Annotated in this window: 4 protein-coding genes; 3 read left to right on the top strand and 1 reads right to left on the bottom strand. The window is 47.0% G+C overall.

The features are described from left to right. The first annotated feature begins 381 nt into the window (after nucleotides 1–381). The 3 genes from RN22_RS24175 to RN22_RS24165 all read left to right on the top strand — a co-directional run bounded on the left by RN22_RS24175 (nucleotide 382) and on the right by RN22_RS24165 (nucleotide 5,229). Nucleotides 382–2,955, top strand: a complete 2,574-nt coding sequence (locus RN22_RS24175; RefSeq protein ID WP_082111466.1) for a family 20 glycosylhydrolase — start codon at nucleotides 382–384, stop codon at nucleotides 2,953–2,955. 314 nt (nucleotides 2,956–3,269) lie between these two features. Then, nucleotides 3,270–3,944: a response regulator transcription factor gene (locus RN22_RS24170; protein ID WP_046308484.1), complete on the top strand. Its 675-nt coding sequence runs from the start codon at nucleotides 3,270–3,272 to the stop codon at nucleotides 3,942–3,944. Then, nucleotides 3,928–5,229 carry a HAMP domain-containing sensor histidine kinase gene (locus tag RN22_RS24165; protein WP_046308483.1) on the top strand — a complete coding sequence of 434 codons (1,302 nt, stop codon included), beginning with the start codon at nucleotides 3,928–3,930 and terminating at the stop codon, nucleotides 5,227–5,229. The genes RN22_RS24170 and RN22_RS24165 overlap by 17 nt, the downstream gene beginning before the upstream one ends. Nucleotides 5,230–5,239: 10 nt before the next feature. On the opposite strand, the gene nagE is transcribed toward RN22_RS24165, so the two are convergent. Beyond that, entirely contained in the window at nucleotides 5,240–6,700 is a 1,461-nt protein-coding gene (gene nagE / locus RN22_RS24160; RefSeq protein ID WP_046308482.1) for an N-acetylglucosamine-specific PTS transporter subunit IIBC, read from the bottom strand. Nucleotides 6,701–6,971: the final 271 nt, after the last annotated feature.

The following is a 6,971-nucleotide window of genomic DNA, read 5'->3' as shown; positions in this document are numbered from 1 at the left end:
CTGAATGCGAGCATCTTCAGATTGTTTAGGTATATATCTCATCATGAATGCAAAAATTAATATGAAAACCTAGTCACAACATTTCATTCTAGTTTGATCCAAGGCGAACCTTTGCTTCAAAACAAGATATTGAAAATATGAAATTTGAATAATTTAACGGGGAAAAATAAAGAGCGCATATTTAACGATATGTATAGCCATTTTTCTGTACATTGTGCGGTCAACGAAAACAATATATTGAAATGCCCCCCCATTTCAGCGTCAATCGATGACCGAAGTTGCAAAAGAAAAAGTCTTCCCCCGCAACTAATTACCCTGCCTTTTTTCATCGTTATGCTCTTCTATGATTTATTTCGCGTTAGAAATTAAAGGAGCAAACTGATGTTAAAACACGCTTTATTGGCGGCCGCTGTATCTGGAGCATTGGCGGCACCGAGTTATGCAGTCTCTTCGCAGGAGTTAACTCAGTTGGGCCAAGGTCTCGACCTGACGTACTCAGTCATCGATAACCAGCAAGATGAGTGGCGTACGTTCAAAGGTGTCATTTCTCTCACCAATGACAGCGCAACGGCGCTGCCATCGTCAGGATGGGCTATTTACTTCAGCCATATCCGCATGATCAAACCTTTAGCAACAGACACGCTTAAGGTTTCTCATGTTAACGGTGATATCTTCAAGATCGAACCTACTGCTTCTTTTTCTCCCCTCACACCGGGACAGTCACTTGATATCGAATTCTTATCCGAGTTCTGGCAAGTCGCGAAAACCGACGTTATGCCAAACTGGTATCTGGTTTCCGACAGTGGTGATACTGCTCTGATTGCCAGCACAAGCAACACCATCAATGGTGAAGTGCCGACTAAGCCAGGTGAAGAGCTACCTTTCGTGTCCGATTTTGACACTGAGCTACAGTGGAAGCGCTATGGCGGCAGCATCACCGATTTCTACGACCCGTTCACGGCTGCCGATCGCTACGCGAAAAACAGTGATCTCAGCAAGATAGCTAACACAAAGGGTGTTATCCCTACACCTGCTTCCCTTATCTTGGGCGAAGGCGAACTAACCTTGGACCCATCTTGGGTGGTTGTTTACGACAATGGCTATCAGACCCAAGCTGAGTTTATCGCTAAACAGTTTGGCTTAACCGCAGCGCCTTGGTCTCCAAACCAATCCAAAGTGATTCATGTTGGCTGGGGCCAAGTCACTATTGACGGAAAAGCTAAGTGGGAAGAAGCATACGAATTACGTGTTTCATCGGCTGAGGAAAAGATTGAGATCAACGCTGTTGATGCCGCTGGAGCGTTGTATGCTGCACAATCACTCATTCAATTAACAGACAACGGCACAGTGCCTGAAGCTTCGATCGCCGATGCCCCGCGCTTTGCTTATCGTGGACTTTCCATTGATGCAGCACGTAACTTCCGCAGCAAAGAATCTGTACTGGAATTACTCGACCAGATGGCTGCGGTAAAACTGAATAAACTTCACCTTCGCCTGAGTGACGATGAAGCATGGCGTATTGAAATCCCAGAGCTGCCAGAACTCGCTGATGTTGGCTCAAAGCGTTGTCATGACCTTACTGAAACCACGTGTGTATTGCCATTCCTTGGTGCTGGCCCTGATGGCACAGCCGAATCCAATGGCTTCTACACCCAAGCTGACTACAAGGAAATCCTGGCCGCTGCTAAAGCGCTAAGCATTGAGGTGATCCCTGAAGTTGATATGCCGGGCCACGCGCACGCCGCTATCAAAGCGATGGACGCACGCTTTGAGAAATTTGCCGCGCAAGGTGATTTGGTCAAAGCCAATGAGTTCCGCCTGAGCGATCCTGACGACACCACAGAATACCTGTCCGTACAGATGTTCACTGATAACGCCATGAACGTTTGTATGGAATCAACCTACAACTTCGTTGATACCGTTGTTGGTTCATTGGTTGCGCTTCATCAGGATATTCAGCCACTCAAAACCTTCCACTTTGGTGGTGATGAAATCGCTGGCGCATGGAAAGACTCTCCTGTCTGTCAGGCATTCCTTGCGAATAACAGCCATGGCATCTCTACCATTGACGAGCTAAGCCAATACTTCGTTGAACGTATCTCTGCCATTACGGCTAGCCACAACCTTGATTTGGGTGGTTGGGAAGATGGCCTGATGCACAACAACAAAGTTTACCCACGTGGTGAAATGGTGAACGCGCAGGTGACGGGTAATGCATGGCAGAACATCTGGGAATGGGGCGTTGCAGACCGCGCTTACAATCTTGCCAACAATGGCTATGGCGTGATTTATAACCAAGCAACTCACTTCTACTTCGACCACCCGCATGAGCCAGATCCAGAAGAGCGCGGTTATTACTGGGCTCCACGTTTCACTGACACCCGTAAGTCATTCGGCTTTATGCCAGATGACTTGTACGCGAATGCCGACTTTACCCGTGCTGGCGCGCCAATCACTAAAGAAGAAGTGCTCAACGCAGCAAGCGTGAAAACGCTTGAGCGTCCAGAAAACGTTCTGGGTCTTCAGGGCTCTATCTGGAGTGAAACTATCCGTACAGAAGCGCAGTTCGAAGGCATGACCTTCCCTCGTGCAATCGCGTTGGCAGAGCGTGCTTGGCACGCGGCATCATGGGAAGCTCACGATGCAGACGGCAAGTTGGTTGATGAGGCGGCACGCAATGCTGGCTACAATCAGTTTGCAAACCTTGTTGCGAAAAACATCATGCCTAGTCTGGAAGAAGGTGGGATCGCCTTTAACCTGCCAGTACCTGGCGGCATCATCGAAGCTGGCGTATTAAAAGCGAACAGTGCTTTCCCGGGTCTTGCGATTGAATACTCCGTTGACAATGGTCAAAGCTGGCAAGCCTATGATGCGAATCAAGCGCCTGCAGTGACTAGTGCACTTATCCGCACCGTATCAGGAGATCGCTCAAGCCGAATTGCTGAGGTGAAATAACGATCCGCTTATTTATTTACTACAACGCCTTGGTCATTAATGACCAAGGCGTTTTTTATTGTGGGCAGAATTGGCATATCAAGCACAGTACGGGCTTAATTTTCTAACCTTAACAATAATTAACCATTCATCCACCCTCGGTTAATTCAATCTTCGCTAAGCTATTTCCACGTCAGCATTTGCAGACTGGCGAATTTAGAAAATTACAGTTCCCCCAAACTGGCGTTGGCTCGCATTCTCAGTGCGAGCCTGTTTTTATTTTTAAGTAGTGCAATGAGTAAAACGTAAGATATTCATGCACCTATGGAGGGGACATGAAAATACTTATCGTTGAAGACGACAGTACAACAAGAGACTTTATTGCCAAGGCGCTGAAAGAGCATGGGTATGCTGTTGATATCGCCGAAGATGGACAGAATGGTCTGATGATGGCACTAAGCAGCCAGTATCAGTTGGTCATACTCGATCGCATGCTACCAAACCTCGATGGGATGAAAGTACTTACCGCGCTGAAGTCTGCAGAGCCCGAGCTTCCCATTCTTATTCTTAGTGCACTAGATAGCGTCAAAGACAAAGTGGATGGCCTAACCGCTGGGAGCGATGACTATCTCACCAAACCTTTTGCCCTTGCTGAATTGATTGCCCGTGTCGATATCATTATTAACAGAGCACATCGTCATCAACCCGTTACTAGTGAGCTGGTTTACGACTGTCTCAAGATCAATCTGAAAACGCATAGCGCCCAATGCCATCATCACCAGCTCTCCTTACAGCCCAAAGAGCTGCGTTTGCTTCAATATTTCATTGAACACAACGAGCAGGTGGTGTCTCGTATGCGTCTGTTTGAGGCTATTTGGAGCTATCATTTTGATCCTAAAACCAATGTTATTGATGTGCACATAGCGAATCTGCGTAAAAAACTCGAAGAGGCTGGCTGTTCAGGTATTTTGCACACGGTGCGCGGAGCAGGTTATGTTCTTCGCCGATAACTACACACTAACCCGCTCATCTGTCTTCAGAACTTTGGTGGGACTTTTTCTCTTGATTGCTTCGATAAATGTCGTCGTCATTTATCAGGTTTACACGGGTTCAGAGGCCTTTCACAGAGAACAACTGACAGATCAGCTTAATGATGAGATCTCCGAGTTTAAATATGCTGCGCGATCCAACCGATACGAGGTTGAACAACTCCTGGCGGCAAAGAAAACCACAGAGCGACTTTTTTATTACCAATTAAGAGATAGTCCATCTATTCAGGTAGGTGAATACCCAATGCACCGACTACCTCAATCCAACACTCAAATCTCTCTTGCTCCAGACTATCACTTAGAAGTTCGTGTAGACCCTGCCAAATTAGAAGCGTTTCGGAATGCACTTGTGCCTATCGTCTTCTCTGGCATTTTGCTACCGATTGCTTTGATGCTCATTGTCGCCTTTTCTTTCAGCGTTCAAATTCAGCGGAGATTAGAGCGGGTGAACCTTGCAATGAACCGGTTTGTCTGCGGGGAAAGTGATGTAAAGCTCTCCGTTTCCCGCAGAGATGACGAGTTTGACATCCTCGCTATTCATCTCAACTTTATGATTGAGCAGATGACGAAGAATGAAGCTACTTTGCGCTCTCTAACAACAGGTCTCGCTCATGATATGCGAACACCGATGGCCAGATTGAAACTTAGGTTAGAACAAACACTGGATAGTCCGACGCTTCTTCCCGACCAAGCCAAGGACATTGGAGCCTGTCATGATGAGCTTGAACTGCTGCTCTCCATGTTCAACAGCATGCTGGAGATCGCCAAACTTAATACCCTTGAGACAAAGATTGAAGAACAAAGCGTCGATTTAAGTTTGGTGACTCAAGATGCGATCGAGTTTATCCAACCTCTAATTGAACAAAAACAGCAAACACTCTCCTTTCGCCAAGACCAAATATGCCAATTGAAAGGGGATCGCTCTCTCCTATTCCGCGCAGTATTTAATTTGATTGAAAACGCAGTGAAGTACACGCCGGAGCAAGGAACCATTGAAGTGGTTGTTGATAGCTATGGTGTTGTGGTTGCTGACAATGGTATCGGGATAAACGATGAAGACAAACTATCTGTATGCAAACCAATGTATCGCGCAGACAAAAGCCGGACTGAATCCGGCTGCGGACTCGGATTAGCTTTAGTCGACGCGGTTGTCAGTCGGCATAAAGCGAGTCTTTTGATTCGAGATAATCATCCAGGAACCAGGGTTCGGATCTTGTTGGACCCGATCCGAACCCACGCTGAGTAGGAGCAATTATTTAGCTTGCAGCAACAGCACTTTCATGTCCGTTTGCCATGGCTTGTGCAATTAACTCCGCTTCTGTTCCAACGATAACCTGCAGATTCTTATCACCCAGTTTTACCACACCCAGAGCACCTAGTTCGGTCAGTGTTTCCTCGTCAATACGGCTGACATCTTTCAGCGTTAAACGAAGACGTGTGATACAAGCGTCTATGCTCACAAGGTTACTTCTTCCTCCCAATGCTGACACATAAGCTTCAGCGCGATCATCGACGGGTAATAACTGCTGTTTCGCATCAACCGATTCCCTGCCTGGCGTTTTCAGGTCAAACTTCTCGATCGCAAAGCGGAATACTGCATAGTAAATAGCAGCAAAACACAGACCTTGAACAATCAGCATGTAAGGCTTGATGGCAAGCGGCAAGTTGAACGACAACACGAAGTCAATCAAACCGCCAGAGAAGGTAAATCCAGCAAACCACTGCATGCTCGCCGCAATAAAGAGCGACAACCCTGTCAGTACGGCGTGAATGACATACAGCACAGGTGCCACAAACATAAAGGCGAATTCGATGGGCTCGGTCACACCGGTGATTATTGCGGTTACCGCAGCAGCACCCAAAATGCCGCCAACCTTTGCTTTATTTTCTGGTTTTGCACAGTGGTACATTGCCAAACATGCGGCTGGCAAACCGTAACCCATTACTGGGAAAAAGCCCGCCTGATACATACCTGTCACGCCCAACTCACCGGTTCCAGACCAGAATTTTGAAATATCGCTGATCCCAACAAGATCAAAGATAAACACTTGGTTCAGTGCATGGTGAAGGCCAACTGGAATCAATAGGCGGTTAAAGAAGCCATAGACACCCGCACCTACTGCGCCCATTTCAGAGATAGCGACGCCAAAGTTAACCAAAGCACCATAAACCGTCGGCCACACGTACACCATCAAGATACTGATGCCAATCGCAGAGAAAGAGGTAACGATAGGTACAAAGCGACGGCCACCAAAGAAGCCCAGTGCCGTCGGCAACTGAATATTGTGGAATCGGTTATATAAAACCGCCGCCACAATTCCCATTAGTATGCCGGTAAAGGCACTTACCGCAGCCCCTGAGGCAATAACCTGAGCTTGAGACATATCAGCGACAGGAACACCGGTTATCTGCGAAATCACATTGATATTCCCAACAACCATTTCCACAATGAGAAGTCCTAAAAGACCAGACAGTGCCGCCGCACCATTGTTATCTTTAGCTAAACCGTAGGCGACGCCTGCTGCAAACAGCCAAGCCTGGTTATCCATGATCCCTTTCCCGCCAAATACTAAGATGGTTGCCAGTGGACTGTTCGCCCCCCAACCAGTTGGGTCAATGGCATAGCCCAATCCCAACATTAAGCCGCCCGCGGGCAGCACGGCAATCGGCACCATTAATGCCTTACCGACTTGTTGCAAATATCCCAAAATATTCACGTTAACACTCCTTCCATTTCAATCCGTTAGGCCATTTCTGAACGTTAAAATGACCATGTCAGAGTAGAGCGAATGCGATTAACGTGACCTTTTAGCAGCATTAACAAAAATTAATATTGGGAAGATTTAGGCAGCCGAGATCTCATATCTCGTTAATTCGGATAATTGAGTGGTGATTAAAGGAGAAAAAGAGAGCTTTTATAAAGGACAAACGCAAAAAGGCCATCCTTACGGATGGCCTTTTCGACTGTATTGGAAGCCTGGCGATGTC

Source organism: Grimontia sp. AD028 (assembly GCF_000973155.1).
Taxonomy (GTDB): Bacteria; Pseudomonadota; Gammaproteobacteria; order Enterobacterales; family Vibrionaceae; genus Enterovibrio; species Enterovibrio indicus.
The sequence above is the reverse complement of the archived record's forward strand: the minus strand, read 5'-3'. Positions and strand labels throughout refer to the sequence as shown.

Bases quoted from the DNA above. Each gene is read 5' to 3' on its own strand.
- RN22_RS24165 (WP_046308483.1), top strand. From the start codon at position 3,928: ATGTTCTTCGCCGATAACTACACACTAACCCGCTCATCTGTCTTCAGA.
- RN22_RS24170 (WP_046308484.1), top strand. From the start codon at position 3,270: ATGAAAATACTTATCGTTGAAGACGACAGTACAACAAGAGACTTTATT.
- RN22_RS24175 (WP_082111466.1), top strand. From the start codon at position 382: ATGTTAAAACACGCTTTATTGGCGGCCGCTGTATCTGGAGCATTGGCG.